The sequence below is a fragment of the Nonomuraea sp. NPDC050394 genome (assembly GCF_044459065.1).
Lineage (GTDB): Bacteria > Actinomycetota > Actinomycetes > Streptosporangiales > Streptosporangiaceae > Nonomuraea.
In genome coordinates this window covers 1-25,276 of the sequence record NZ_JBITIO010000025.1, presented here as the reverse complement: position 1 = coordinate 25,276, position 25,276 = coordinate 1, and the positions used below count along the sequence as shown (strand labels likewise).

Below are 25,276 nucleotides of genomic sequence, written 5' to 3'. Positions count from 1 at the left end.
ACCTCTGAAGGAGACGGCCCCCTATGGCCAACACCTTTCTCACGCCATCCGTGATCGCACGGGCCGCCCTGGCAACCCTGTACGAGACCTGCGTCATGGCCCAGCTGGTCCACAGGGACCTCGACGAGGACTTCGCCGGCAAGGTGGGCGACACCGTCAACGTGCGCAAGCCTGCCACGTTCGACGCCTACGAGTACGACCGGTCGCAGGGCATCCAGATCCAGAACGCGACCGAGACCGCGATCCCTGTCAAGCTCAACCACTTCGCCGACGTCAGCTTCGCGGTCACCGCCGAAGAAATGACGTTGAGAATTGAAGATTTCGCGACGCAGCTGCTCAACCCGGCGATGGAAGCGATCTCGCAGAAGATCGACCGGGACCTGCTGGTCCTGCGGGACGACATCACGCAGGAGGTCGGCAACGGCGGCCCGCCGAACCTGCACGCGTGGAACACCCCGAAGACCTGCATCGACGCCGACCGCGTGCTGAACGAGCGCAACGTCGCCCCGTCCGCGCGCAGCGTCGTCATCGGCCCGCAGACGAAGGCCAACTGGCTGTCCGACCCGCTGTTTCACCAGCTCGACGTCCGCGGCGACACTGATGGCCTGCGCGAGGCCTCGCTGGGTCGGCGCGTGTTCGGGTTCGACGCGTTCTCCACGCAGAACGTGAAGGTGCCGCCGCAGACCACCGGCAACTCCACCAGCGAGGTCGGCGTCGCCTTCCATAGGACGGCGTTTTGCCTGGTCACGAGGCCGCTGGTGTTGCCGCAGGGCGCAGCGAACGCGGTCGTCGCCAACTACAAGGGCTTCAGCCTGCGCGTGGTCATGGACTACGACATCGACCTGAAGCAGGACGTCGTCAGCATCGACACGTTGTACGGCACCAAGACGCTGGACCCCAACCGGGCGGTCCTCGTCAAGGACGTGGACGTTCCCTAACGCCTTTCTCGGAAGCGTTTTCGCTTCCGAGAAGGGTTCACCCATCGGATAAGGAGAAACCCTTCATGGCGTACAAGCCACGTCTTACCGAGAAGTCCATCACGCTCAAGGGCGCCGACATCGCCGCAGGCACCTTCGTGCTGTGGCGCGCGTCCGTGCCGTGCCGCGTCGTCGCCGTGCGCGCCTACCGCGTCGGCGGCACGGCCGCAGCGGTCAACGCCACCAAGAACGGCGCGTCGATGCTCGCCTCGGACCTGTCCGTGAGCACCGCGGCCACCTGGATGGCCGCAGCGCTCGGCCCGACCGGCAACCGGCGGCTGCAGGCGGGTGACACGCTCGCCGCGACCGTCGTGTCCGCGGCGGGCACCCCGACGGACCTCATCATCCAGATCGACATCGAGAAGGACGCCAACTTCTGATGGGGCCGCGCACTCCCACCGATCACATGGGCGCGATGACGGCCAGGGAGAACATCAACAAGGCCGGCGCCCTCGCCGACGCCGACGCCATCTCCGTCGCGGTGGCGTCCACGTACCAGTACCGCAACGTCAACACGGGCCAGACCGCCGAGTACTCGACCAGGTCGACGCGTCTGGACCGGCTGGAGAACTGGCTGCTGATCGGCGCCCCGTCCGAGCCGGACCCGGCCGACGACGGAGCACCCGTCCAGCCGGACCCGGCAGCTCAGGTGATCCGGCCCGCCGAGCACGAGAACAAGCGCGAATGGGTCGCCTACGCCATCTGGCGCGGCATGCCCGAACGCGACGCACGCGCCCTGTCCAAGCAGGCGCTCATCACCGAGTTCGGCACCGAGGAGGACGACGATGGCTAGAACCGACCTCACCACCGTCGCCGAGGCGTCGATGTCCGGCGTGGACCTCACCGCAGGGTTCACTCCGGCGATCGCCGACGGGCACGCCGTCGCCGACAACGGCCGCATGCTGCTGGTCGCGAAGAACACCGACGCGTCCGCCAAGAATCTGCTGTTCGACATCCCCATTCTGATCGAGGGCCAGACGGTTACCGACAGGTCGGTGACGATCCCGGCCACCACCGGCCTGATGATGATCGGCCCGTTCAAGCCGATCTACCGGCAGGCGAACGGCAAGTTCCACATCGACTACTCGGCCGTCACCGGCGTGTCGGTGAAGCTGATCAGCCTTCCGGCAGGCTGACGTGGCGCTCCTCGTGTACGCCACCGCGGCCGACTACACCGCCTACACGAAGAAGCCCGCCCCGGCCGACATTGACGGCGACCTGGAGCGCGCGAGCGAGCGGATCGACGAGCTGCTCCAGGGCGCGGTCTACGCCACCGACAGCTCGGAGATGCCGGTCGACGCCGACCTTCGGGCGGCGATCGCGCGGGCGACGTGCGCGCAGGCGGCTTGGGCGCGCGAGGTCGGCGACCCGTACGGCGTCGCCAGCGCGTTCAAGAAGACCGACATCGGGTCGGTACGGCTGGAACGAGCCTCCGGGTCGGACGCGAGCGGCCCGCCCCGGCACGCGCAGGACGCCAAAGCGATCCTGCGGCGCGCAGGACTGCTGCCCGGAGTGGTGATCGACGCGACCGCCTGGAGGTGACCCGTGACCGTGCTCCCCGCATGGCTGCTGCGCCACCAGGCGGTCATCGAGCCCTACCTCGGAGACAGCGCCTACGGACCCATCTACGGACCGGCCGTCACCGTCGTCTGCCTGGCCGACGACGAACGCCGCATGGTCCGCGACGCCGAGGGGTCGGAGGTCGTCTCCGAACTGACTCTGTACCTGCTGCCCGGCACCGTGTGCCCGGCCGGATCCCGCGTCAGCGTCAACGGCCGCACCACCACCGTCATCGGCTCCTACATCCGCGATGGCGGCGGCCTCCCAACTCCGGACCACGTAGAGGCGGTGTGCCAATGAGCGGAGCCCGGTGGGACCAGCGCATCAGCCCGAACACCATCACCGACAACGTCCACGACGCCGCCGTCAACGGGCTGCGGCTGGCCTCCGAACACATCCTCACTGAGTCCCGCGCCATCACCCCGGTGGACACCGCCCGCCTGCAGCAGTCCGGCGCCGCAACCGTGGACGAGACCAGCCTGCGCGCCGCCGTCTCCTACGACACCCCGTACGCCGCCATCGTGCACGAGGACCTCCAGGCCCGGCACCTGCCGCCCGGACAGGCGAAGTTTCTCGAGGACGCCGCCGCCGAGGCGGCCGAGACCGTGGAGGCGCTCATCGCGGCCGCGATCGCGCAGGCGCTCGAATGAGCGCCCGGTCCTGGACGCGTGACCTGCTGTCCGGCCTGGCCGAGCTGCACGCCCAGCACGGGGTCGGCGTGTGGAACCCGGACGGCGTCTACGCCGGCGACCAGGTGGCGCTCACGATCGGCGGCCTGCCGCCCAGCCCGGACAACGCGATCTGTTTCGCCGTGTACGGGGCCGGAACGTGGACCGACAGCGTCACCGACGCTGACGCGATGGTGCAGGTCCAGGCCCGCATGCGCGGTGGCCAGGACCCGCGCGTCGTCGACGACCTGGCCGATGGCGTCTACGACGTCCTGCAGGGCCTGTCCAACTGTCAGCTCGCCACCGGCGTGTTCGTGCTGCTGGCGCAACGCCGCATCGTGGCCCCGCTCGACCGTGACGCCTCCGGCCGCTGGGAACGCGCCGACAGCTACGACCTGATGGTCGCCCGGCCCAGCCTCCATCGCCCCTAACTCCCTGACTTCCCCATCTTGGCAGCTAAACCGCTGCCGAGAACTTCCCGCATGCCCGAGGAGGCACCCCGTGAGCCAGCGCAGTCTGCTCGCCAAGGACTGGGTCTTCGAGGTCGACGCCACGCCCAGCGCGGCTGCGACCTGGACCCGAGTCCGCGGCCTGACCACGTTCGAGCCCGAGATCAAGAGCAAGACCGAGGACGACTCCGACTTCGACGGAGACGGCTGGGCATCCGAGGCGACCACCCAGCGCGCGTGGACCCTCAAGATCAAGGGCAACCGCAAGCGTGAGAACCAGCCCGGCCCGTTCATCCCCGACGCCGGACAGGAGCTCCTGCGCAAGGCCGGACTCATCGTCGGCATGGAAGCCAACCTCCACGTGCGGTGGTACCGCAAGGACGGCGCCCCCGACGCCTACGAAGGGTGGGGCACCGTCGACTACAAGGGCGGCGGCGGCAAGACCACCGACTTGGAGCCGTTCGACGCCGAAGTGATCGGCCAGGGCAAGCCGGTCGAGATCACGAACCCGACGGCGTAGCCCGTGGCCGAGTTCAAGGATCTTGACGACTTCTTCGACAGCACGCTGGCGTTGCCGATCGGCGGCAAGCGCTACGTCGTCCCGGCGCCGGACGCCGAAACCGGCGTGCTGTGCGAGCGGCTGATGGCGGCAGGTGTGGTCGCGGCCAACGGCGGCCAGGTGGACGCGGCCATGCTGGACGACGGCCAGGAGCTCGACATGTACCAGCGGGTTCTCGGCCCCGTCTACGGCCAGCTTCGCGCCAACGGCGTCGACTGGTTGAAGATCAAGCTGGCCGGGGTGACCGCGTTCTTGTGGATCACCATGGGCGTCGACACGGCCATGCGCTACTGGGAGTCGGGTGGCCAGGCGGGGGAAGCGGCAGCCCCGGACCCCGGGGCGGCGGCAACTACGACGAAGCGACCGGCCTCTGGGAGTGGTACGAGCCGGCCCCGGGCCACGAAGGCGGCGGCGAAGCGGTCGGCTGGGAAGAAGTCCTAGCCCGCTGGCAGCTCGTCGAATGCGACCTGCACCAGGTGTACGGCATCGACCTGGAATCGCCGCGCTCGCTGGAGGGCCGCTCCTGGCGGTGGCTTCGTACCCGCATCCTCGGCCTGCTCGACGCTGACACGCGCCTGGCCCGCGCCCTCTCCCCTCCTCCACCGGACTGACCAGCTGAAGGGGGCCGGGGTGGGCATCAACGTGGGCGAGCTATACGCGACGCTCGACTTCCGCGACCAGATGTCCGGCCCGTTCGGGCGGGCCGTCGCCGGAATCCGGGTGCACGCCACCGGCATCCACGCGGCCATGATCGGCGCGGGGATGGCCGCGACCCGGATGGCGGCCACGGTCGTCTCGGCCGGGGCACGCGCCGGAATGGCGCTCGCGGCCGCCGGGGCGAAGAGCGGCGCACTGCTGGCGGGCGTCGGCGCGGCCGGTGTCGCGGCCGGAGGCATGATCGCGGCGGCGGCCGCGGCGGCTGTCGTCGGCATCGGCATCATCGGCATCAAGGCCGCCGCGACCGCGCCTGCGGTGAAGGCCGCGTTCGCGGACTTGTCGTCGTCGGTGAAGGCCGACCTGGCGAACGCCGCGTCGGTTTTCCAGGGGCCACTGATCGCGGCGGCCGGCTCGTTGAAGAGCATCTTCTCCTCGCAGCTGGCTCCGGCGCTGCAAGGCATGTTCACGCAGATGGTGCCCCTGTTTGCGCAGTTCACGACAGGGTTGAGTGCGTTTCTGCAGCCGATTCTGCCTGCGGTGTCGGGGCTCGTCGGGGCGGTGACGCCGCTGCTGGGCGCGCTCGCTGGCAGCCTCGGCCAGTTCGGTGGGCAGCTGGCCGGATTTCTCGCGCCGGTGTCGGCCGCGCTGGGTGCCAACAGCGGGCTGCTGGCCACGCTGGTGACCGGGATCGGTGGCGTTCTTCAAGCGCTCGGGCCGCTGCTCGGGGTGCTGGTCCAGGTGGCGGGATCGCTGGCCGGGCCGCTGTTCGCCGGGCTCACGCTGATCGCCCAGACGCTGGCGGCTCAGCTGGGTCCGGCGTTGCTGCGGATCTCGCCGGTGCTCGGCCAGCTGATCATGAGCTTCGCGCGGATTGTCGCTGCGATCATTCCGCTTCTGCCGCCGATTCTGCAGCTCGCGGGCACGCTGGCGTCGGCCTTTCTGCCGGTGCTGGTGCAGGTCGCGCAGACGATCACGACGGCGCTGCAGCCGGTGCTGTCGCAGCTCACGCCGGTGGTCGGGCAGATCGCTGGCGCGTTCGGGCAGTTGATCGTCGCGCTGCTTCCGCTGCTGCCGCCGATCGCCCAACTGGTCGGCACGCTGGCCAGCGCGCTTCTTCCGGCGCTTGCTCCGCTGCTGCCGATCGTCGGGCAGATCGCGGCCGCGCTGGGCGGCGCACTCGTCCAAGCCGTGTCCATCGTTTTGGGTGCTTTGACGCCCATTCTTCCGGTTTTTGGGCAGCTGGGGCAGGCATTGCTGCCGCCGATCCTGCAACTGATCAAGGCCTTGTCGCCCATCCTGACGCTCCTGGCGACGATCTTCGCCAAGGTCGTGGGCGCGGTGACGCCGTTTCTGCCGCCCCTGGTTCAGCTCAGCACGGCCATCCTGCCGCTGGTCATCAGCGTCGTCACCGCCCTGGCCAAGCTCCTGACGGGCGACTTCAAGGGCGCGTTCGACACGATCAAGTCGGGTGTCGTCGCCTTCGGCAACACGATCACCGGCGCGTTCAAGAAGCTCTGGTCCCTCGGCACGGACCTGGTCAACGGCATCAAGAACGGCTTCGTCAACGCGTGGAACTCCTTCACTTCCACCGTCGGGGGCCTGTTCACCGGCTTCATCAAGTGGATCAAGGACCTGCTCGGCATCCGGTCCCCGTCCACGCTCATGGCCGCCCTCGGCGTCGACACCGTCCGCGGCTGGGTGCAGGGCCTGCTGTCGCAGGAAGGGTCCGTGAAGTCGGTTGCCGAGCGGCTCACCGGCACGCTGCGCCACTCCATGCATTCGGCGATGAGCGGCTACAGCCCCGCCCAGCAGGCCGCGCAGATGCTCGCCGGAACCGCTGGAGGGCTCGCGGGGTCGATGGGTGGTGCCACGTTCGGCGCCAAGGTCGCCGTCCCGCAGGCGAGCGCACCGCGGACGGGCCCGCAGACGGTGATCCACCAGACGAACTACTACCCGGTCGCCGAGTCCACGAGCACCGCGACGAACAAGGGCCTGCAGTTCGCATCCGTTCTCGGCCTGGTCTAGCTCGCCAGGGCGTCGACACGCCGGTTCAACCCTCGGAGGGGAGGGCCGGTGGCGATCAACGTCGGAGAGCTGTTCATCTCCATCGACCTGCGGGACCGGCAGTTCATCCGCGCGCTCACGCAGGCGACCACGTCGTCGCGTCTGGCCGCGATCGGCTTCGACCGGGACGCCCGCTCGATCGGAGCCAGCGCCCGCGCGACGGCCGGACAGCTGCTTCAGTTCGGCGTCGGCATCGTCGCGGCCGCCGCCCGGGTGGCGGTCCTCGGCGCTGCGGCGGCCGGCGTAGGGAACGCGCTGCTGTCGCTCGGGGCGGCGCTCGCACCCGCGCTGGGCGCGGTCGCGGCCATGCCGGGCCTGCTGGCGCTCGCCGCTGTCGGGGCGGGCACGCTCGCGGTCGCCCTGTACGGCGTCAGCGACGCGTTCTCCGCGGCCCTCGGTGACGACGCCGCCAAGTTCGAGGAAGCGGTCGCCCGGCTGTCCCCGGCCGCGCAGGCGGTGGCGCGGGAACTGCGCGTCCTGAAGCCGCTCCTGGACGGCATTCGGGTGACCGTGCAGGAGGCGCTGTTCGCACCCCTGGCCGGGCAGCTCAGCATGCTGGCCGCGGTGCTGGCCGGGCCGGTCACCTCCGGCATGGCCGGGGTCGCGGACGCGATCGGTCGTTCCGTCTCCCGGGTGGCCGCGTTCGGCCGCTCCCAGGTCGCCGTCTCCACCCTCGCGGTCGTCTTCGGGTCGCTGCGCGCGGCCATCGACGCCGCGGCGGTGGCGATCGATCCGCTGCTGGCCGGGCTGGCCCGCATCGCTGCGGTCGGCGCGCAGTTCAGCGCCGGACTCGTCCCGCAGATCGCCGCGGCGGCGGCGCGGTTCGGTGACTTCCTCACCGCGGCCGCCGAGTCGGGGCGCGCGCTCGCCTGGATGCAGGGCGCCGTCACCGTGCTGCGCCAGCTCGCGACGGCTGCCGTCGACCTGTGGGGGATCGCGTCTGGGGTGTTCGCTGCGATGCGCGCGGCTGGCGGCGACGCGCTCGGCGTCCTCGGCCTGATCCTGGACCGGATCAACGCGTGGGTGAACTCGGCAGGCGGCCAGCGGACGCTCACCGCGATGTTCGTCGCGATGGGGGACGCGGCGTCCGCGCTCGCGCCCGTCCTGGTGGCTGTCGCGGAGGGCGTCGGGGTGCTGGCCCCGCTCATCGGCGCGCTGGCCGTCCAGGTCGGGCCGATCTTGACGACCGCTGTGCAAGGCCTGGTGCCCGCGCTGGCTGCGCTCTACCCGGGAATCTCCGCCATCTTCGAGGGGGTACGGCGCGCGGTCGAGGTGGCCGCGCCCGCGCTGCATCTGCTCGGCGGAGCCGTGTCGGCGATCTTCGTTGCGGCGGCCCCGCTGCTGCCGGTGCTCGGCCAGGTTGCCGCGCTGATCGCAGGCGCGATCGCTGCCGGGGTGCAGGCGGCGCTGCCGTCGCTGCAGCTGCTGGTCGTCTCCTTCGGTCAGGCGCTGCTCGCGCTGCAGCCGGTGATCCCGCTGCTGGCCAGCCTCGGTGTGACCGTGGTCAACCAGTTGGTTCCTGCGCTGGCTCCGCTGCTTCCGCAGCTGGCGCTGCTGATCGCGCACCTGGTCACTGGGCTGGTCCCGATCTTGGGGCCGGTGATCGTGCTCGTCGGTCAGGTGGCCGGGCAGATCGGCCAGGCCCTCCTGGTTGGGCTGCGGGACGCGGCCCCGCACCTGCTGTCCATGGTCAAGAGCTTCGCCGACCTGCTCCCGGTAATCCTGCCCGTTCTGCCGCCGCTGGTTCAGCTGACGACGTCGCTGCTGCCGCCGCTGATCCAGCTCCTTGACGGCGCGGCCCGCCTCCTGCGCGGCGATCTCCCCGGCGCCATCGCGGTTGCGGCCCGCGGCATCGGCGAGTTCCTGCTCATCGTCGGCCAGCTCGGCGTCCAGCTGCTGCAAGGGCTGTGGAACGGGATCGCGTCAGCGGCCGGCTGGTTCCGCGACACCCTCTACACCTTCTTCTCCTCGATCATGCCGGACTGGGTGAGGCAGGCGCTCGGCATCCGCTCCCCGTCCACGCTGTTCGCCGCGATCGGCGCCAACACGATGCTGGGCATGCGCGACGGCATGCTTGGCCAGACCCGCGCCGTACTGACGGCGGCCCGGTCGATCGCCGGACAGCTCGGCCGTGCGTTCACGCCCGAGCTGTCGGCGAACCTGGCCACCACCGGCCGAACGGTCACCGGCGGCGGGAGCCGTACCGGGGGAGCGGTGACCGTGCACGTCACCGCGATCAACCCGGTCGCCGAGCCCACCTCCGACACCGTCAACCGCGGGCTGGCCTATGCCGGGATGCTGGGTGTCCTGTAACCGTCGGCCACGGGCACGTCTTAGCAGGTGAACGTGCCGTGGTAGGCATCGATCTTGCGCCACTTGTGGCTCTGCCACCGGCCCGGACCGGTGTAGAAGCAGACGCTGTTCGGCCCTTCCTTGTCGACGTACCACGCGACGCCGTAGGAGCAGTTGTTGGTGACCTTGACCGTCTGGGACGTGATGCCCGTCGTGTGCTTGACCTTCGCGCAGCTCGGCAAGTACCCCATCGAGGTGCTTGCCGCGGCAGGCAGACCCGCCAGGCCGATCCCGGCCGCGACGGTGACAGCAGCAGCGGCTACCTTCCACGTCGTACGCATGTGCGACCTCCTGTGTGTTGCTCCTGAGCCCTCCGTTGAGCCCTCTTGGCTTCCGAAAGCGGGGGCTTGAAGTGGTCAAACGCTAACGAGCAGCGGCTTGTCCCGTCGTCTGCCTGCTGGTTGAAGTGGCGTGTAAACACCGGCGGTACGCGACCGCCAGCCTCGGTCGCGTGGCGCGGTATCCAGGCCCGTCCATCGGCGGTACTCGGAACCCGAAGTACTCCCGAGGAAGCTCATCGGACCGAGAGGGGAGGGGACGATGCCGACGTACACGCTCGACGGAGTACCGCTTGACCACCCAGCAGGCTGCTGGCGAGCCAAGGTCGGCACCAAGCGACGGCCGCTCCCGGGCGTCCGCGCCGTCTCGCTCAAGGTGCCCGGCCGCTCCGGCGAGATCCCCGTGCACGGCCTCGACCTGGAGGCCACCACGCTCCCCATCGTCGTCGGCGCGTACGGCATCCGCCCGGACGGCTCCAACGGCGGCGTCGAACAGCTGGAGACCAACCTGGAAGCGCTCGCCGCCGTGTTCGGCGTCCGCCACCGGCTCATGACGCTCACCTACACGACCGGGTCGATCGTCCGCGTCGCCGACGTCACCGTGGAGACCACCTCCGAGATCGAGCTCGACCCCGGCCCGGCCAGGGCGCGCTTCACCGCCGTGGTGAAGATCCCTGGCGTCTTCTGGCGCGACCCGATCCCGTCCACGTGGGAGGGATCAGCGAACGGCGCGAGCCAGCCCGTCACCACCTTCGCCGGAGCGACCGGCCCCATCACCGACGCGCTCCTGCGCATCACCGGCCCGGCCGTGAACCCCACCGTGGTCGACGTGGCCACCGGCGCCACCATCCGCCGCCCGTCCGGCCTCCTCGCCGGCGAGCGGCTCCTCATCGACTGCGCGGCCATGCGCGCGTCGAAGGCGACCATCGACACGTGGGACCTGACGCCCGGCCCGGACGTGGTCGACGTGACCGGCGACATCCAGGCGACCGGCCCCGGGTCGGCTTTCCGGTGGCTGCACCTGACCCCGACGATCGGCGTCGGCGACCCGTTCTCCCGCGTGGTGCTGGTCACCAGCTCGGCGACGTCGACCACCGCGGCGTCGAAGCTGGAGATCCGCGGACGCCGTGCCTACCTGTGACCTGCGGCGATGCAGTCGAGCCGGATGCAACAACTAGCGGTAGTTAGTACTTCCACGTCTTACTAGCCGTAGCAAGTTCTCCAGGGATATCACAACGCTAGTCAAAATCTAGATTTCCACTACTGATATCAAGCTTCCGCGAATTGCTAGCCGCAGTTACTACTTTCCGGTTTGACTACCGCTAGATATTTATCTCTGCCACTAGCTTTGCGGATATCGTTCGAGATGTTAATTTCGCAAAGCAGGCGAAGTTGCTAAGCTGGAGACGAGACAGCGAGAACCCCCGCCCTGCCTGCAAGCGTGAACGGGGGGTCTCGGATGTTGAGGTTGTGGTCCTCACCTGGCCTTATGTGGTCAGGTGAACGGCCAATGCCGGATGATCCACTCGGTGAAGATCACCAGGATCTTGACGGCCAGGAGCCGCTGCTCCCCCCGCCCGTTGTTCGGGTCTAACGCGCGCATGCGCGATCGCCGCCTTTCGCTAGATGGTGAGACAAAGAATACTCGCATCGCGTTCGTCGCGTGAGAGGGAAACCCGCCCGAGGGCTCCATGCGTTCAACGTCTGTTTAAAGACATTGGCTGGTCACTGCCTCTCTCTGACACATTTTCGATGCTGGTTTGTGTCACGGAAAAATCTTGAACTTGCTCTCCGGATTGCCCGCCCAGACCGTCAGACAGGCCCATGTGCCTGTTCCGCCTCACCCGCTGACGGCGGGATCCGCGCCGACTCTCCCACCGATGAAGGGAATCAACGATCAACGCCGACCTCGCCCTGTCCGACGCGGCCGAGGTGCCCCCGCACCGGCATTTCGAGCACACTGGGCCCGGCCAGTACGGGATCACCCAGAGCATCCCCACCTACCTCATCAACGACGAGGTGATCACCCCACCCGGAGACGTGCACCTGGCCTATGCGATGCCGCTGTACATCCCGCCTGGCCGATCCTGTATCGGCGTCTCGATCGCCCTGCGGGGGACGCCTACCACCACGGGCACCTTCACCGCGGCGGTCTACCAGTCGGCCAGTGGCTCGATGCTGCCGATCGGCATCACCAACCCCTCGGATGCGATGCCGATCGCGGGCTGGCACAACGCGCACTTCCCGGCGCCGATCGCCGCCTCGGACGAGCTGCGCAAGGTGATGGTGTATGTCTCGGTCGCTGGCGTGTCCGACAGCCACGTGAAGCTGTACAACCCAGGCCCTCAGGTCGGGCCCTTCATCTTCAACCCCGCCAGCTACATCAGCATGTCGGTCGGCGAACCGCCCGCGGTGCTTCGCCTCGGCTCGCCTGGGTTGTGGCAGTCGTACAGCAAGTACCCGATCATCGCCCTGGGCTGACTGCCTGACCCCTCTCGCGCGGTGGAGTTGGAGGTGAAGTGGACCTCCGTCTCGTTGCGTACGCCCCGAACGGGGTGAGGCTGGGTGTTCTGCCGAACCCGCTCAAGGCGGAGATCGGGCAGCCGCTCGATGACGTGCCCGCGCTGAAGCTGTCCTACAGCGGCCGCTCGACCGGCGCGGCCCAGCTGGCGCAGCCGTGCGAGATCGCGATCGAGTGGAGCAGCGACGGACTCGTCTGGACGGAGCCGCCGGACGGCCGGTTCCTGCGGATCAAGCGCCGTGCCGACGGCGTTGACCGCGCCGCGGTGTCGGCGTACGAGATGCCGGGCTGGATCTGGCAGCTGTCCAAGGTCGTCCTGTACCCGGGCCCGGCGCCGCTCGTGGACGGCAAGCGAGCGTTCCTGTCGGCGACGCCGGGCGCGATCATGCAGACGTTCCTCCAGGAGGCCCAAGCGCGGGGAGTCGCGCCGGGCATCACGTGGGACTTCACGCCGACGCACGACTCCGCAGGGCAGGCGTGGGCCAAGATCCTCACGATCTACTACGAGCTCGGCATCGACGCTCTCAAGGTGCTCATCAACCTCGCCGAGCAGGCCGTGCTCGACTTCCGCACGACCGGCCGGACGGTCCAGCTGTTCAACGCCGACACCCAGCTCGGGCGCGACCTCGCGACGGGCCCAGCTCCGGTGGACCTTCGGTACGGCCGCGACGTGGTGGAGGCCCCTGAGACCGGGACGCTGGAGGACCGGGCGTCCAGGGTCCTCGTTCGGGGTGAGGGCGGGTTCCAGATCACCGTCTCCACCAGCAATCACGGTCCGTGGGGGCCCTGGGAGACGTACGTGGGTCAGGGGGGTGTCTCTGACTCCGGGACCGCTCAACTCCTCGCAGCGTCCGTCCTAGCGCGCGGTGATCGGGAACGTGTCCAACGCACCCGAGGGATCTTGGTCACTGCGGACAGCAGGTGGTTCCCGTGGAGGGACTACCGGCCCGGAGACCGCATCTTCGCCCCCGGCGAGGCCGGGGCCATGGAGTCCCTGAGGATCAGGCAGATGACGGTCACGCTCGACGAGCACCGCGTCGTCGGCGGCAACCTCGTCCTCAACGACCGCCTCCTCGAACGCGACCTGCGGCTGGCCCGCCGTACCGCGGGCATCGTCGGAGGCAGCACCGCTGACGGAGGGTCCGGAGCGAGGCCAGCACCGGAGGCCCCGGCACCGCGCACGCCAGCGGCTCCGGCCGGGCTGATCGTGGACCCGGTCGCCTACATCGACGAGGCCGGGTTCCCGCGCGGTCAGGTGACGGCATCGTGGGGCGCGGTGACGGCGGACGTGAACGGCGTCGCGCTCACCGTGGGCGGCTACGAGCTGTTCATGCGCGTCAACGAGGTCGGGCAGCCGTGGTTCCTCGTCGCGCTCACGCAGGCCGGGGACGTCAACGCGACGTTCTCCCCGCTGGTGATCGGCGAGCAGTACCAGTTCAAGGTGCGCGCCATCAACCTCGGCGCACGCGGCCCGTTCTCCTCCTCGGTGGCGGTGACGGTGCCGGACGACACCACGGCGCCGCCCACGCCGACCGCGCCCGCGCTGGCCACCCGGCTCGGGGTCGTGCACGTCACCTGGGACGGCCTCGGCGTGGGAGCCTCCCCGATGCCGTCCGACCTCGACCGGGTCCTCGTGTGGATGCAGGACCCGCTCGCGCCCGGCTGGCAGGAGATCGGCTACCTGCTGGCGGCAGGCTCCATCGTTGTCCCCGGCCTGCCGTACGGCGTCGACCGCGACTTCTCCTTCACCGCCGTCGACCGCAGCGGCAACGCCTCACCGCGCTCCGCGTCCGCCACCATCGCGACGGTGCCGCTCGTCGCCGGAGACGCGGCGAACAACTCCATCACCACCGGCGCGCTCGTCGCGAACGCCGTCACCGCGGCGAAGATCTCCGCCGGAGCCGTCCAAGCCAGCCACATCTCGGCGAACGCGATCACGGCCGACAAGCTGGAGGCGATCCTCACGCTGGTGTCCCGCCTCGTCGCAGGGACGCCGACGGGCGCCCGCGTCGAACTCAGTACGGCCGGGCTGGAGGCGTACAACGGGTCCGGCGTGCAGACGGTGCTGGTGTCGTCCGCGTCCGGCGCGGTCTCCATCGTCGGCCAGCTCGCCACCGGGCTCACCGGCCGCCGCATCATCATCAACCCGGCTGGCGCGGCCGACCCCGAGATCCGGTTCATGCCGGGCTCCGGCACGAACCACGCCCGCATCTGGACCGACAGCAACGCCGCCATCCGCCTCTACTCCGGCACCAGCCCGGACGGCACCCGCCGCTCGGAGGTGATCCAGAAGGGCGACGAGTGGCGCATGCACATGGTGCAGACCTCCGACGGCCTCGCCGGCGGCGGCTACATGTTCGCGCAGCCGGACCGGCTGGAGGTCGGCTACAACGACATCGCCGGACGCCTGAACCGGTGGCTGTTCAACAACGGCGGCGGCTCGGCGACCGGCTACACCTCCTTCCGCGGCACCTTCACCTACGAGGCGCAGGCCGGGCTGGTCATGTTCATGCGGTCGCTGCCCGAGATCGGCCAGTCGGCCGCGTCGACGTACTTCGTGAACTTCAACGTCACGTTGCAGTCCACGCCCCGCGTCGTCATCACGCCGGACAACCCGATCCCGGAGCGGCTGAGCTTCAACATCCGTAACCCGGTCTCGACCGGGTTCACGCTCCGCTCTAACGAGTCCGGCATCGGCAGCCCGCCCAACTTCAGCGTCGCGCTGCACGTGTGGGCCTGGAGACAACACGGAGTGGCATGAGCGTTCGCAGTTGGCGCATCGACCGGGTGGAGGAAGGGCCGACGACGTGGCTCGTCCACTACGAGCCCGAGAGCGGGGGCGCGACACCGTTCGCGGCCAGCATCCCGAAGGAGGCGTTCGAGCACCGGATGGCTGAACACGGCCTGCAGACGCTCGACGAGGCGATCGACGCGCTGCTGTACGCGCCCCTGCTGTCGTGGATGGCGGCCGCCGGTGACGCGGACGGCCAGGTCCTGCTCGAAGGCGAAGCCGGGCAGGCGCGCGAGCGGCTGCTCGGGCAGATCGCCGCGTGCAAGGAACGCTACGGCGAACTCGTCACCACCGCGGCGGCGGCGCGCGGCCGGCGTGCCGTTGATCCGCTGGCCGCCATCCGGAAGAGCACCCGGATCGACCCGGTGCGGGTCGCGGCCCTGCGGATGGAGATCGACCGCTTCCTCGTGGCACAGGACGAACGGACCTTTCGACCGTAGTGACGCGGCAGCTGGGTTGTGGTCACAGCAGCAGGGTGACCACGCCCAGGAGGAAGGCGGCGATCCATACACGTATGGCCCAGACCACATAGATGTACTTGCGGTCCGCGATCCGCGCCAGCATCCATAGCTCGGTCGATAGCGCTCGGTCCAGTTGCTTTGCATCGGCGTACACGGTCATGACGGTCTGGTGGAATGCCTCCGCCGACGCGTGCGCCGCGATGGTGCCGTAGTGAATCGCGGAGTTCGCCCCGAGGCGGCGGGCCCTCGGCGAAACGGTCACCACGGCTAGGAGCGCGCTGAAGGCCGCTACAACAAGAGCCGCCGAGGTGGACACCACGGCGATGGCAGAAGGTCTGGGATTTCCGCCGAGGCGCCCAGCGTAGAAAGCGATCATGACGCCGTTGACCGCGACGATGGCTCCCGCCTTGGCGTCGGCGAACCGGATCCACTCGGCGATCTGCTGAATGTTGCGGTACAGGTCCTCTAACACTGAACGCTCGTCGTTCATCGTCGCCCATTCGGCTCTGGGGAAGGCGCTGCTCACCGTTAGACGCGCGCCCCTCCCGTAAGGCTCCAGCGCATTCGGCGCAGCACTGTCTGAGTATCAAGACAACCCTGGGGGCGAGCTGTGCAAGTGATCATTCCGGGGGAGCCGTTGCGGTACGGCCTGCGCCTGGTCGCCTACCAACCCAACGGTGCCCGGCTCGGCGTGCTAGGCCAGCACCTCGGGTTCGAGGCCGGCCTGCCGTTGAACGACGTGTCGTCGCTGCGGCTGACCTACAGCAGGCTCGGTCAGGGCGCGACCTGGTTGGAGTCGCCGTGCGAGGTCGCGGTGGAGTACTCGACCGGCGACGCGTGGGTTGAGCCCGCGAACGCGCGCTTCCTGCGGATCAAACGGTCGGGGGAGAACACCGACCGGTCCGCCGCCCGCGCCTACCAGATGCCCGGCTACGCGTGGATGCTCACCAAGCTGATCTTGTACGCGGGCACGGGCGGCCTGGTCGACGGCAAGCGGCAGTTCGCAGCCGCGACCCCGGGCGCGATCCTGGCCGCGTTCATCGGGGAAGGGCAGGAGCGCGGGGCGCTGCCCGGCCTAATGGTGGACTTCACGCCGACGCACGACAGCGACGGGCAAGCGTGGAACAAGACGCTGACGATCGGGCTCGACGTCGGCGCCAACCTGCAGGCCGTCCTCATCAACCTCGCCGAGCAGGGCGTCCTCGACTGGCAGATGTCCGGCCGCACCCTGCAGGCGTTCAACGAGGGCACCGCGCTGGCCCGCCAGTTCGCGGCCGGGCCTGCGCCGGTGGATCTGCGGCTTGGGCGTGACGTCGACCAGGCCCCGGACGAGGCGACGCTGGAGGACGCCTCCTCCGTCATCTTGATCGCGGGTGAGGACAACCTGCGCGTCGAGGTGACCAACCCGGCCGCGACCGCCCCGTGGGGCCGGTGGGAGACATTCCAGTCGATGGGCGGCGTCGCCGATCACGGGACTGCGACGCTCCTCGGCCAGCATGCGCTGGAGCGCGTCGCCCGCGAACGCGTCCAGCTCACCCGCCAGTTCGTATTCGGGGCGGCCCGCTGGCTGCCGCTGGCCGACTATCGGACCGGCGACCACGTGCTCGCCCCCGGCGACAACGCCGCCATGCAGGACCTGCGCATCCGCCAGATCACGCTGTCGTGCGCCGCAGACGGGGTCCTCGGCGGCAACCTCGTGCTCAACGACCGCTTCCTGGAGCGGACCATCCGCCTGGCCCGCGCCCAGAACGGCATCCTGAACGGCGGCATCAGCTCGGGCGGGTCCGGCAGCAACCCCGGCTCGGACGGCACCGGCCGCGTCCCGGCCGCCGCGGACGGCCTCGTCGTCGAACCCGACGTCTACCTGGACGAGCACGGATGGCCGCGCGGGCAGATCACCGCCACGTGGGCGCCCGTGACCACGGACGTGGCCGGGCAGCCGCTCGGCGTCGACGGCTACGAGCTGATCGCGCAGACACCGCCCGGGACCGGGCAGCCGCTCGTGATCGTCACCTCCGACTCCACCGACCGGAACGTCACCTACAGCCCGCTCATCACCGGGGCCACGTATCGGCTGTGGGTGCGAGCCACGAACGAAGGCGTCAAGGGTGTTGCCTCGCCTGCGGTGACGGTGACGATCCCGAACGACACCGTGCCGCCACCCGTACCCTCGACGCCGGTCGTGGCGTCCCGGCTCGGCGTCATCCACGTCGCCTGGGACGGCAACGGCAGCGCGGGCGAGCCGATGCCGGCCGACTTTGACCGCGTCCACGTCTACATGCGCGACCCGCTCAACGGCGGCGACCCGGGCGCCCGCGTCGGCTACCTGACCGGCGCCGGCGTCGAGGTGATCCCGGGCCAGCCGTACAACGCCGACCGCGAAGTGTGGCTCACGGCCGCCGACCGGCTCGGCAACGAGTCCGCCGGTTCCGTCCGCGTCACCGTGGCCACGAAGCCGCTCGTGGACACCGACGTCATCGGCGCGATCATCGACGGCGCGACCCACATCATCGACGGCACCATCCCCGGCGACGCGAAAATCACCGCCGACACGATCACCGGCCGCCTGATCCGGGCGCTCGCGATCGAGGCCGGGCACATCATGGCCAACGCCATCACTGCAGACAAGATCATCGCAGGGGCTATCCAGGCGGCGCACGTCAGCGCGAACGCCATCACGGCCGACAAGATCGCCGCGAACGCGATCACCGCCGCGCACATCTCGGCCAATGCGATCAACGGCAAGACGATCACCGGGTCAATCGTCCGCTCGGCGGCGACCGGGCAGCGGTTCGTCCTCGACTCCAGCACGTTGGACCTGCGGTTCTACCCGGCCGGGAACGCCAACTACACCCGGTTCTACGCCGAAGACGGCTGGTACCCGGGCGAGACGACAACGTTCATCACCTCCGGCACCAACCAGTCCGGGTCAGCACGGGCCGAACTCCAGGTCGCGGCTGGCCTGGTACGGCTCGGCATCCGGCAGCCGTCGTCGTCGACGCGCAAGGGCGGCGGCCTCGACGTCGCCGAGGGGTACGGCCAGTTCGGCTACAACGACGGCTTCTCCTCCTCGCAGTCCTACATCCATTGCAACTCCAGCGGCCGCTGGTACCTGCGGGGTCGCGTCTGGGACACCAACAGCGCCGACCCGTACGACACCGTGCACGCGGGGTCCGGGACGGTGGCGTCCGGGTTCGTCGGGGTCACGATCCACTACGGCGCGACCATGGCCTCCAACATGGGGCCGGTCAGCGTGGTCCGCGACGGCGCGTCGAACCCGAACTTCTACTGGGCGCTCGACATGTCCAGCCAGTCGAGCTTCTCGATCGGCTGGTCGCAGGGCGGCGGCGTGCTGTCCGGCAAGGCGTTCTACTGGTGGTCACACCGCCACTGACCCCTTCCCCTTTCGAGAGGAGACCGCCGGTGGCGGAGACCTGGACCCTGTGGGACGCCGAACTCGGCTACAGCCACACGAGCCTGCTGCAAGCCGGCGGCGCGCACGCCGAGCAGCATCCCGCGCCGGACGGCGCCGAACCCATCTGGGGCGTCGCCGCGGTGCGCGCGGACGGCGGCGCCCACATGCTGATCATTCCGCACTCCACGTGGGAGTGGCGGGCCGCCGAGTACGGCATCGACCCCGAGGACCTCGACACGTTGCTCGACGTCGTCCTGCACGAGCCGTGGATCCCGGACCCGGACGACGCTCTCGCCCGGCTGAACCCGGCTGCGGCCGCGCAGCTGGAGGCGACGCACGGCCTGCCGACGTGCTGGACGCCCGGCGTCCCGGACAGCGATCGGCTGGCCGCGCACCGGGCCCGCATCGCTGCCGTCAAGGAGCACCGCGTGCAGATGCTGCCCGAGAACCAGGCGTTCCGGCAGGGGGTGCTCGACTACGTCGGCTTGGACGTGACCGCGCCCGCGGACCCGCTGGAGCCGATCAGGACGATGGTCCGGCTCGACCCCGCCCGCGTTGAGGCGCGCCGTCTGGCCGTCGACTACTACCGCAGCAACCAGGCCGCCCCTGTCACCCCGGCGTACGCGATGAAGCCGCCGGCGACGTGGACGGGCCGCAAGCCGTGGGGGGTGGCTGGTGGATGAGAACCTCGCCCTGGCCCTGGCGGAGCTGCGTGGCCTGGTGGAGGTCGGGTTCGAGCGCACGAACGGGTCCACCACGCTGATCCTGCAGCGGCTTGATCAGGTGGACAACCGGCATGCCGAGCTTGCCCGCCAGGTCGAACTGGACCGCGCCGAGCGGGAGGCGCTGGAGAGGCGGATTGGCGAGCTGGAGCGCGAGGCCGTCACCCGGACTCAGCTCGCCGACCGCACCAAACTGATCATCACCGTCGTCGGCCTCATGGTGACGATCGCCGCCGCGGCGATGACGTTCGTCCAGCTAACCCGAGGCTGACCCCTTCTGCCGGTCGTGAGCGGACTGCGCCCTGGGCGCCAACCCGCTCTTCGCCGTCTTGCTGCCTGGGTTGCCCGCGGCGGTCCGCTGGACGCGCGCCAGAGCGGCGGCGTCCCACTTGGCCGGGGTGCGGGCGGCTCGGTTGCTGTTCTTGCCCATGAGCACCTCCACGTCCGGTTCTCGTGGTCAGTATCTCTCTGCCCGTCACCGACCGAAAGGTGGCGTCTCCTGCTGGTGATGCCCGTGGACGACGGGGTGCTGGTTGTGCCCGCCGTCCTCCCGTTGCACGTCCCCGCCGCCGCGTACGGCATGACCGTCGCTGAATGGCTCCAGCTCACCCCTCCTGAGGAGGCTCCTTGATCACTCGCCGTTTCATGCTGATGCGGCACACCGATGTCTCCGGCGTGTCCGGGACCGGCGTCGTCGCCGACGGCGTCCAGTGGCCGGACGGGACCGTCGTGATCCGCTGGCGCGGAGACCGGCCGTCGACCGTGCAGTGGAACAGCATCGACGACGCGATCGCCGTCCATGGCCACGACGGCAAGACCGGCTTCGTGTACCTCGACCACCCCGACGACGAACAGGAGGTGACCCGTTGATCCGGATGGTCAGCCGCAAGGGCTGGGGCGCGAAGCGGCCCACCGCGAAGTACACCCGCATCGCCCGCACCCGCGGCGTCAAGGTGCACTACACCGGCGGGCACGTGCCCGCCGACATCGCCGAGGCGAGAAACCACCGCAAGTGCATCGAGCTCGTGCTGCGCTTCCAGCAGATGCACATGTCCGGTGGCCGCGGCGAGAGGTACATCGACCTGGGCTACAACATGGTCGCCTGCCCGCACCGGAGGGTGTTCGTCGGCCGCGGGCCGGGCGTGGTCCCGGCCGCGAACGGCCCTGGCCTCAACTCTCAGCATTACGCGGTGCTTGCGCTCATCGGCGACTCTGGCTTCACCGAGCCGAACGACGACCTGCTGCGCGCGATCTGCGACGCCATCGACTACCTCCGCAAGGAAGGCGGTGCCGGCCGAGAGGTGAGGGGGCATCGGGACGGGTACGCGACTTCGTGCCCGGGGGCGGCGTTGTACCGGTGGGTGAAGGCGGGCGCGAAGCGACCCAAGGACAGCGAGCCCGCGCCGGAGATCGTGTGGAAGGACGGCGTCCCGCGCTGGCCCGGCCGCGTGCTCAAGCTGGCGGAGCCGTACGTGGAGGGCGAGGACGTCCGGGTGTGGCAGGCCAAGCTGGCCAAGCGCGGATGGAAGATCGACGTTGACGGCGTCTACGGGCCGAAGTCGCGATCGGTGTGCCGCAGCTGGCAGCACGCCGTCGGCCTGCCAGCCTCGGGCGAGGTGGACGCTGCCACGTGGGATTCGACGTGGACGTGGACCAAACCCGGCGTGTGACCCGGCTGCAGCTGGTCCCCGTGACGTTCGCGCTGGCCGCCGCGTTCGTTGACGAGCATCATCGGCGTCTGCGTCCGCCGCCCGGACACAAGTTCTCGATCGGTGCCGCGGTGGCCGACGACCTCGTGGGCGTGGTGATTGTCGGCCGACCTGTCGCCCGTCTGCTGGACACCGGCCGGGTGTTGGAGGTGACGCGGCTGGCGACGGATGGCACCGCGAACGTGTGCTCGCTGCTTCTCGGGGCTGCGTGGAGAGCAGCGCGAGCGCTCGGCTACCAGAGGCTGATCACGTATACGCGGGCTGATGAGGACGGCGCGTCGTTGCGGGCGGCCGGGTGGTCGCTGTCGGCGGTACGGCCACCGCGCGGCTCATGGTCATGCCCGGCGCGGCCTCGCGCCGGAAGCGACGTCGAGTCCGTGGCGCGTGTTCTGTGGGATGCGCCTGGCGTCCGTGTTCCCGGGCTCCTCGACGAGACGAACTGATCTTCAGCCTGCCCGGCCGGGCGGGCTTCCCCATGCCTTAGGAGGCTCATCATGCACGGAGATCCGATCCAGTACGGCAAGCCGCCCGTTGAGCGGAAGGTCACTGCCGCGACCGCAGGCTCGTACCTGGGGCTGCTCGCCGGCCTCACCGTTCTGCAGGCCATCAACGCAGACCTGGACCTGATCGCGTTCCTGCCGGACTGGCTGGAGACGCTGGCTGTCCCGCTGGTGCCGGGTCTGATCACGTACGTGTCCGGCTATAAGGCGAAGCACACCCGCCGTCCTGATCTGCCTCTGGATCGTCGATAGTCCGGCGGCATCCTCGGCTGGACCTCTGCGCAGCAGTAGCGACGGCACATCTTACTAAGTAGAGGTGGCCAGAGAGGTATAGACCAATCGGTCGCGTCCCTCTGGCTGATGTCACAGCCACTCCGATCACAGGTTCCGTTCGCCTCAAATCAGAGAGTGGTGACGCATTATCCGTCACTACAATGTGTAGTTTCCACGTCACAATTAGCGATGCTGGAGCCGGCAGAGGAACGTATTGATCCGGCATCCCCGCTGACTCATCTCATGCCGAGTTGGCATGGACTCAACTGGGTAGCGCGCACCTGATCGCTCCGGGTGATTACGCCGTAATCACCCGCGCCGCACCTCTGCACCTCGAAGGGCTCCACCCAGCACTCGGCTGGGTGGAGCCCTTTTTTCATTTTGCGCAAATCGGGCAATGAACCTTTGGCGAGGACTTCGTGCCAATCCGGTGACATCTCGCGCAGTCTCTAGAATTCCGCGCGAGAGTTGGGGATTATGTCAGTCGCGGAATGTCGCTATAATCGTGATGAAGTAGGACAAAAGGTGCCACATGAGTGCCGACACCTCTGTTCTGGTAGTCAAAAGAACACGGCGCGTATACCTTCGCTAGGTGAAGGGCTTGGACCTGAGTCGACAGACTTGGCGTCCAAGCAAAAGAGGGGCCCCCGCCCCGGTCCGTGCACGGACCGGATTCCGGCGGGAAACCCCTCTTTGCTAGCTGGTCGCCCTGTGGTCGCATCGGCTGTCACCGGTGCGGCCCAGGGCGGTCACCCTCTGAACTTGTCGATCAGGTCGAGAATCAATCTGCCGACTGAAGCGCCACCTCCAGCGGCGGGAAGCCACTTCCTGACCCAGTTGTCCGAGTTCTCCTCGGATTTGTCCGCCTTCTCCACAGACTCTTCCGGCTTCTCCTCGGGCTTGCCCGACTTCTCTCTGGACTCCTCCGGCTTTACCTCTGGCTGAGGTGCGGGATTGTCCGGTTTGTTGCCGGGCTTGTCCAGCTTCTTCTTGCCGGACTTCTTTTTCTTGCACATGCATCTTCCCCTGGTCTGGTTACCGCAGCCCCCACGTCGACCACACGTGAAGGGGCTAGACACGCCACTACGGCAAGCCCGTATACGCGGTTACCGGAAAGCGCTTGCAACCAGCAGAAGGGGCAGAAGGAGAAAGAGGCACGGAGACCGATTCGGGTAGATCGCACCAGAACGCGCAAAAGCCAGCCCGATGGCCCAGCAGGCCAAGTCTGGCTGGCGGAGAGCGCGGCCGGTTGAGCGCCGCCGAACAGGTGCACGTAGGAAAAGATACTGGCAATCCGCGTGTAACGAGTAGCCGCAGACGCGAGAAAACTTTCGAGAAGCAATAACCGCAGGTCGAAGCCTTATGGAAGGAATTGGTCTGCACCAGCCGAAGAAGGCTTGTCTTGATATCGAGCTAGTTTCTTGGGCCTTTCCTGAGGTTTGTACCCCTTTATGGAACTAGCTGACGTCTCGCAGGCCAGGCTCAAGAACAGCCGACGGCTCCACATCCGCTCTCAGCCCTCGCCAGCTTGGGTGCCGAAGCCGATGATCTGCAGTCCATTCCCCGTACCGCACTTCGCCAACGAGCACCGGCTCGACCCAGCGCGCGGTGCGCGCGAACTCGCGCGGCACCGGACTGGTGAACGGCGATGCCTCTTGCTCCAGCGGCGCCAGGCGCTCACGGAGGCTGCGAAGCGTGGTCGCGGTGAAGCCGGTGCCGACGTGCCCCACGTAGACGAGGCGACCCTGGCGGTCATGAGCGCCGAGCAGAAGTGAGCCGATCGCGCCGGAACGGCGGCCGGCGCCGGGCTGCCATCCGCCGATGATGACCTCGGCGGCGTGCCAGTTCTTGACCTTGGTCCAGTCGGCCGAGCGGCGGCCGGGTCGGTACGGCGACGCGAGCCGCTTGCAGACCACGCCTTCGAGCCCGAGCTGCTCGGAGGACTCCAGCGCCGCCTGGGCGCCGCCTCGAAACCAGGTGGGCACCTGCCACCTGTAGCCCGGCCGCACGGTGGCCTCCAGGAGCTCCCGGCGCTCTACGTACGGCATGGCGGTCGCGCTGGCCGTGTTCACGTGCAGAAGATCGAAGATGAGGTACGTGACGGGCACCGTGCCGACCAGCTCAGTGATCCTCGCCCGGTTACGCTGATGCATCCGGGCCTGCAGTTGGCCGAAGCTGGGCCGCCCTGCATCGTCGAACGCCACGAGCTCGCCGTCGAGCACCACGGCGTGGCCGCCCACCGCTCCCGCCATGAGCTGGATCTCGGGGTAGGCGATGGTGATGTCCTTGAGGTTGCGCGACATCAGCCTCACGGCGCCGTCCTCGACGTAGGCGAGTGCGCGGACGCCGTCCCATTTCATCTCGACGCCCCACGCGTCGTCCTGCGATGGCGGCGGTGGTGATCCGGGTGCGGCCAGCATGGGCGCGTAGTGCGGCAGCGCCATGCATCGGCTCGTACCCGGGCTTCGTGATCGGCAAGGCCAAGAGGCGGTTTACAGATGGTCATACTGCCTGTCTGTCCCCCGCCCGGATCATCGGGGTGCGGTGCTGCTCGACAAGGCGTGCTCGTTACTCCGGCGTTCAGGATCGGCCGCGTGTTGATCGTGTCATCTCCAACGACAAGTGCCCCGCCTCCTGAACCAGGAGGCGGGGCACATTCGCGTGCCGGGCTATCCGCGGCGGATGAACCCGTTCACGACCTGCGGCAGCGACGCGTCCACGCCGGCCAGGTTCAGCACCCCCGCATCGCTGGGCTCGCCCAGCGTGTAGCCGCTCGGCGTCATGGTCGCGAGCACCACGCGGGCGGCCGGGTTCATCGCGCTCCGGTAGGCGTCGAGCGCCTGCGAAGCGTGGGCTCTGCCTGCCCACGTCTCCATGTCGCTGAAGAGGACAAAGCCGTCCACCGCCATCCGCTCATGCCGCGCCCAGTCGAACGGCAGCGACAGGTCGGTTCCGCCTCCCGAGGGCCGCCAGGAGGCGATCTCACGCAAGTTGGTCCGCGGCGTCACCTTTGAGGCATGCACGCTGGTGTCGACGTCGATGACGTGGACGTTGCCCTTCTCGATCCGGGAGAGCATGACGGCCATGGCGCAGCCAACCTCGTACGGGGAGCCGATCGAGGAGCCGCCGACGACCACGCCTCCGCCCCACCGACTACTCATCGACCCGGAGGAGTCCACGGCGACGAGGAGCCGCTTGCCGGTGGGCTCGACGGTGCCGAAGGCGAGCTCGTACGACTCCTCCAGCGCATCGAGGATCGCCGGTACCGGCTTCCAGGTCTGGACGTCGGCGCGCGGGTCCGGCTGGGCCCGGCCAGAGGC

General features: G+C 68.9%; 30 protein-coding genes and 1 pseudogene. 25 read left to right on the top strand and 6 right to left on the bottom strand.

The window, feature by feature from the left end:
• Positions 1 to 23: 23 nt before the first annotated feature.
• The 13 genes from ACIBKY_RS50960 to ACIBKY_RS50900 all read left to right on the top strand — a co-directional run bounded on the left by ACIBKY_RS50960 (position 24) and on the right by ACIBKY_RS50900 (position 9,247).
• Positions 24 to 938, top strand: a complete 915-nt coding sequence (locus ACIBKY_RS50960; protein WP_397109209.1) for a P22 phage major capsid protein family protein — start codon at positions 24 to 26, stop codon at positions 936 to 938.
• A gap of 65 nt (positions 939 to 1,003) precedes the next feature.
• The gene (locus ACIBKY_RS50955; RefSeq protein ID WP_397109207.1) at positions 1,004 to 1,357 is read left to right on the top strand and encodes a hypothetical protein; all 354 of its coding nucleotides are present in this window, start codon (positions 1,004 to 1,006) and stop codon (positions 1,355 to 1,357) included.
• A complete protein-coding gene (locus ACIBKY_RS50950; RefSeq protein WP_397109205.1) occupies positions 1,357 to 1,770 on the top strand; it encodes a hypothetical protein in 414 nt (137 codons plus the stop codon). Before ACIBKY_RS50955 ends, ACIBKY_RS50950 begins: the two co-directional genes overlap by 1 nt.
• The gene (locus ACIBKY_RS50945) at positions 1,763 to 2,113 is read left to right on the top strand and encodes a hypothetical protein (protein ID WP_397109203.1); all 351 of its coding nucleotides are present in this window, start codon (positions 1,763 to 1,765) and stop codon (positions 2,111 to 2,113) included. The genes ACIBKY_RS50950 and ACIBKY_RS50945 overlap by 8 nt, the downstream gene beginning before the upstream one ends.
• 1 nt (position 2,114) lies before the next feature.
• Positions 2,115 to 2,519, top strand: coding sequence for a hypothetical protein (locus tag ACIBKY_RS50940; protein WP_397109201.1), 405 nt, complete (start codon positions 2,115 to 2,117; stop codon positions 2,517 to 2,519).
• 3 nt (positions 2,520 to 2,522) lie between these two features.
• Positions 2,523 to 2,837, top strand: a complete 315-nt coding sequence (locus ACIBKY_RS50935) for a hypothetical protein (protein WP_397109199.1) — start codon at positions 2,523 to 2,525, stop codon at positions 2,835 to 2,837.
• Positions 2,834 to 3,187, top strand: coding sequence for a hypothetical protein (locus ACIBKY_RS50930; RefSeq protein ID WP_397109197.1), 354 nt, complete (start codon positions 2,834 to 2,836; stop codon positions 3,185 to 3,187). The genes ACIBKY_RS50935 and ACIBKY_RS50930 overlap by 4 nt, the downstream gene beginning before the upstream one ends.
• Positions 3,184 to 3,636 carry a minor capsid protein gene (locus ACIBKY_RS50925; protein WP_397109195.1) on the top strand — a complete coding sequence of 151 codons (453 nt, stop codon included), beginning with the start codon at positions 3,184 to 3,186 and terminating at the stop codon, positions 3,634 to 3,636. Before ACIBKY_RS50930 ends, ACIBKY_RS50925 begins: the two co-directional genes overlap by 4 nt.
• A 70-nt stretch (positions 3,637 to 3,706) precedes the next feature.
• The gene (locus tag ACIBKY_RS50920) at positions 3,707 to 4,174 is read left to right on the top strand and encodes a phage tail tube protein (protein WP_397109193.1); all 468 of its coding nucleotides are present in this window, start codon (positions 3,707 to 3,709) and stop codon (positions 4,172 to 4,174) included.
• Between the two features lie 3 nt (positions 4,175 to 4,177).
• Complete coding sequence (locus tag ACIBKY_RS50915; RefSeq protein ID WP_397109191.1) at positions 4,178 to 4,654, top strand: hypothetical protein; 477 nt, start codon at positions 4,178 to 4,180, stop codon at positions 4,652 to 4,654.
• Between the two features lie 35 nt (positions 4,655 to 4,689).
• The gene (locus tag ACIBKY_RS50910; RefSeq protein WP_397109189.1) at positions 4,690 to 4,824 is read left to right on the top strand and encodes a hypothetical protein; all 135 of its coding nucleotides are present in this window, start codon (positions 4,690 to 4,692) and stop codon (positions 4,822 to 4,824) included.
• 19 nt (positions 4,825 to 4,843) lie between these two features.
• Entirely contained in the window at positions 4,844 to 6,895 is a 2,052-nt protein-coding gene (locus ACIBKY_RS50905) for a hypothetical protein (RefSeq protein WP_397109187.1), read from the top strand.
• Between the two features lie 48 nt (positions 6,896 to 6,943).
• Positions 6,944 to 9,247: a hypothetical protein gene (locus ACIBKY_RS50900; RefSeq protein WP_397109185.1), complete on the top strand. Its 2,304-nt coding sequence runs from the start codon at positions 6,944 to 6,946 to the stop codon at positions 9,245 to 9,247.
• A 20-nt stretch (positions 9,248 to 9,267) separates the two neighbouring features.
• Here the strand turns inward: ACIBKY_RS50900 and ACIBKY_RS50895 are convergent, their stop codons facing one another.
• Positions 9,268 to 9,567: a hypothetical protein gene (locus ACIBKY_RS50895; protein ID WP_397109183.1), complete on the bottom strand. Its 300-nt coding sequence runs from the start codon at positions 9,565 to 9,567 to the stop codon at positions 9,268 to 9,270.
• Between the two features lie 259 nt (positions 9,568 to 9,826).
• On the opposite strand from ACIBKY_RS50895, the gene ACIBKY_RS50890 reads away from it, so the two are divergent.
• From ACIBKY_RS50890 to ACIBKY_RS50875, 4 genes are all read left to right on the top strand, one after another.
• A complete protein-coding gene (locus tag ACIBKY_RS50890) occupies positions 9,827 to 10,705 on the top strand; it encodes a hypothetical protein (protein ID WP_397109181.1) in 879 nt (292 codons plus the stop codon).
• 878 nt (positions 10,706 to 11,583) lie between these two features.
• Positions 11,584 to 12,045, top strand: a complete 462-nt coding sequence (locus tag ACIBKY_RS50885) for a hypothetical protein (protein ID WP_397109180.1) — start codon at positions 11,584 to 11,586, stop codon at positions 12,043 to 12,045.
• Positions 12,046 to 12,083: 38 nt separating this feature from the next.
• Entirely contained in the window at positions 12,084 to 14,846 is a 2,763-nt protein-coding gene (locus ACIBKY_RS50880) for a hypothetical protein (RefSeq protein ID WP_397109178.1), read from the top strand.
• Positions 14,843 to 15,316, top strand: coding sequence for a hypothetical protein (locus ACIBKY_RS50875; RefSeq protein ID WP_397109176.1), 474 nt, complete (start codon positions 14,843 to 14,845; stop codon positions 15,314 to 15,316). Before ACIBKY_RS50880 ends, ACIBKY_RS50875 begins: the two co-directional genes overlap by 4 nt.
• Before the next feature lie 22 nt (positions 15,317 to 15,338).
• Here ACIBKY_RS50875 and ACIBKY_RS50870 read toward each other — a convergent pair whose 3' ends face one another.
• The gene (locus tag ACIBKY_RS50870; protein WP_397109174.1) at positions 15,339 to 15,827 is read right to left on the bottom strand and encodes a Pycsar system effector family protein; all 489 of its coding nucleotides are present in this window, start codon (positions 15,825 to 15,827) and stop codon (positions 15,339 to 15,341) included.
• Between the two features lie 120 nt (positions 15,828 to 15,947).
• Here ACIBKY_RS50870 and ACIBKY_RS50865 point away from each other — a divergent pair, with 120 nt between their 5' ends.
• The 3 genes from ACIBKY_RS50865 to ACIBKY_RS50855 are packed head-to-tail and all read left to right on the top strand — an operon-like array spanning position 15,948 to position 19,745.
• Entirely contained in the window at positions 15,948 to 18,731 is a 2,784-nt protein-coding gene (locus ACIBKY_RS50865; RefSeq protein ID WP_397109172.1) for a hypothetical protein, read from the top strand.
• A 29-nt stretch (positions 18,732 to 18,760) separates the two neighbouring features.
• Positions 18,761 to 19,435, top strand: coding sequence for a hypothetical protein (locus tag ACIBKY_RS50860; protein ID WP_397109170.1), 675 nt, complete (start codon positions 18,761 to 18,763; stop codon positions 19,433 to 19,435).
• Positions 19,428 to 19,745, top strand: coding sequence for a hypothetical protein (locus ACIBKY_RS50855; RefSeq protein ID WP_397109168.1), 318 nt, complete (start codon positions 19,428 to 19,430; stop codon positions 19,743 to 19,745). Before ACIBKY_RS50860 ends, ACIBKY_RS50855 begins: the two co-directional genes overlap by 8 nt.
• Here ACIBKY_RS50855 and ACIBKY_RS50850 read toward each other — a convergent pair.
• A complete protein-coding gene (locus ACIBKY_RS50850) occupies positions 19,731 to 19,904 on the bottom strand; it encodes a hypothetical protein (protein ID WP_397109166.1) in 174 nt (57 codons plus the stop codon). The genes ACIBKY_RS50855 and ACIBKY_RS50850 overlap by 15 nt on opposite strands.
• A 78-nt stretch (positions 19,905 to 19,982) precedes the next feature.
• Here ACIBKY_RS50850 and ACIBKY_RS50845 point away from each other — a divergent pair, with 78 nt between their 5' ends.
• The 5 genes from ACIBKY_RS50845 to ACIBKY_RS50825 are packed head-to-tail and all read left to right on the top strand — an operon-like array spanning position 19,983 to position 21,935.
• Entirely contained in the window at positions 19,983 to 20,105 is a 123-nt protein-coding gene (locus tag ACIBKY_RS50845; protein ID WP_397109165.1) for a hypothetical protein, read from the top strand.
• Positions 20,102 to 20,344: a hypothetical protein gene (locus tag ACIBKY_RS50840; RefSeq protein WP_397109163.1), complete on the top strand. Its 243-nt coding sequence runs from the start codon at positions 20,102 to 20,104 to the stop codon at positions 20,342 to 20,344. Before ACIBKY_RS50845 ends, ACIBKY_RS50840 begins: the two co-directional genes overlap by 4 nt.
• Before the next feature lie 5 nt (positions 20,345 to 20,349).
• The gene (locus ACIBKY_RS50835) at positions 20,350 to 21,144 is read left to right on the top strand and encodes an N-acetylmuramoyl-L-alanine amidase (protein WP_397109451.1); all 795 of its coding nucleotides are present in this window, start codon (positions 20,350 to 20,352) and stop codon (positions 21,142 to 21,144) included.
• Positions 21,105 to 21,626, top strand: coding sequence for an XF1762 family protein (locus ACIBKY_RS50830; RefSeq protein ID WP_397109161.1), 522 nt, complete (start codon positions 21,105 to 21,107; stop codon positions 21,624 to 21,626). Before ACIBKY_RS50835 ends, ACIBKY_RS50830 begins: the two co-directional genes overlap by 40 nt.
• Before the next feature lie 51 nt (positions 21,627 to 21,677).
• Positions 21,678 to 21,935 carry a hypothetical protein gene (locus ACIBKY_RS50825; RefSeq protein WP_397109159.1) on the top strand — a complete coding sequence of 86 codons (258 nt, stop codon included), beginning with the start codon at positions 21,678 to 21,680 and terminating at the stop codon, positions 21,933 to 21,935.
• 770 nt (positions 21,936 to 22,705) lie between these two features.
• On the opposite strand, the gene ACIBKY_RS50820 is transcribed toward ACIBKY_RS50825, so the two are convergent.
• The 3 genes and pseudogenes from ACIBKY_RS50820 to ACIBKY_RS50810 form a co-directional block, all read right to left on the bottom strand.
• Positions 22,706 to 22,972 carry a hypothetical protein gene (locus ACIBKY_RS50820; RefSeq protein WP_397109157.1) on the bottom strand — a complete coding sequence of 89 codons (267 nt, stop codon included), beginning with the start codon at positions 22,970 to 22,972 and terminating at the stop codon, positions 22,706 to 22,708.
• Between the two features lie 441 nt (positions 22,973 to 23,413).
• Complete coding sequence (gene ligD, locus ACIBKY_RS50815) at positions 23,414 to 24,400, bottom strand: non-homologous end-joining DNA ligase (protein ID WP_397109155.1); 987 nt, start codon at positions 24,398 to 24,400, stop codon at positions 23,414 to 23,416.
• Between the two features lie 225 nt (positions 24,401 to 24,625).
• Positions 24,626 to 25,276: pseudogene (locus tag ACIBKY_RS50810) on the bottom strand (hypothetical protein); the annotation flags it as partial.